At 39.2% G+C, this 1,179-nt stretch carries 1 protein-coding gene; it reads left to right on the top strand.

Annotation, left to right across the window (positions count from 1 at the left end):
• The first annotated feature begins 73 nt into the window (after positions 1 to 73).
• Complete coding sequence (locus QUA45_RS28915; RefSeq protein WP_333223393.1) at positions 74 to 1,156, top strand: IS630 family transposase; 1,083 nt, start codon at positions 74 to 76, stop codon at positions 1,154 to 1,156.
• Positions 1,157 to 1,179 lie beyond the last annotated feature (23 nt).

Raw genomic sequence — 1,179 nt, 5'->3', positions numbered from 1 at the left:
TATAGCAATCGCAAATGGTTTGTAAACCATCAATTATGTATAATGAGGTAGGTGAATCTAAGTAGGAGTCGAAATGTCACCCAATAAATCGTCCGAAAAATTCAGAGAGCATGAAGTCCAAGCTTTATTAGAACTAGAAAGTTTTATTGCCAGTAATCCCAACCCAAGAGAACTAAAAAGAGCCGTAGCTATCCGCATGCTAATGGAAGGTATCTGCCGAGAAACCATTCAAACTATTTTAGGAGTATCATCTCCCTTTATCAGCAAGTGGAAAATCAATTATGCGTTGCTCTTAATTGAAGGATTGCGCTTAAAACATCAAGGTTCGCAGGGACAACTTAAGCCAGAAGAACGAGAGGAAATTCTCCAATGGTTAACCAATCAAAACCACTGGGATTTATCCGCCCTACGAAACTATATAGCCGAGCGGTATCAGATTGAGTTTCAATCTAAAACCAGCTACTATCAACTCTTTAAGTCAGCCGGAATTAGCTGGAAAAAGTCTCAAAAAAAGAACCCCAAACGGGATGAAGAACTGGTCAAAAAAAAGCATGAAGAAATTTGTAAAAATCTGGAAGAACACCGGGAAGCTATAGAGTCGGGAACGCTGGTGGTGTATTTAATTGATGAGTGCCATCTTCTCTGGGGAGATGTCTGTGGTTATCTTTGGGGAAAGCGCAATGAGAGGATAGAAATACCGCTAGTGAATGAAAGAGAAAAACAAACTTATTATGGCGCAATAAATCTTTTAAGAAAACAGTTGGTTCTGCGAGAATATGCGAGTGCAAATTCCGAAAATACGGTCGCTTTCCTCAAGGATTTACAATCTTTAAATCCGGCAGCGCGACATTTGATTATTTGGGATGGAGCTAGCTATCACAGATATAAAGAGATGAAAGCTTATCTAGAAGAAATTAATCTCGGTAAGGAGAAGGATGAATGGCTTTTAACTTGTATATTGTTTGCTCCCAATGCTCCCGAACAGAATCCCGTAGAAGATATTTGGCTAAATGCCAAGACTTGGTTGAGAAAATTTGGGAAGCGTCTGAGTTCTTTTTCCTTAGTTAAATGGTTCTTTAATTTTACCATACAGGAGCAAAGTTTTGACTTTCCCAAGCTACACAAATTTGGTGATTTTGAGCCAACATTCTCATGAAACTACTGCTCGCTCGAACTCTC

Source organism: Microcoleus sp. Pol12A5, assembly GCF_036701435.1.
In the GTDB taxonomy this organism is placed as follows: Bacteria; Cyanobacteriota; Cyanobacteriia; order Cyanobacteriales; family Microcoleaceae; genus Microcoleus.
The sequence above is the reverse complement of the archived record's forward strand: the minus strand, read 5'-3'. Positions and strand labels throughout refer to the sequence as shown.

Coding starts and splice junctions, on each gene's coding strand:
- QUA45_RS28915 (WP_333223393.1), top strand. CDS start 74: ATGTCACCCAATAAATCGTCCGAAAAATTCAGAGAGCATGAAGTCCAA.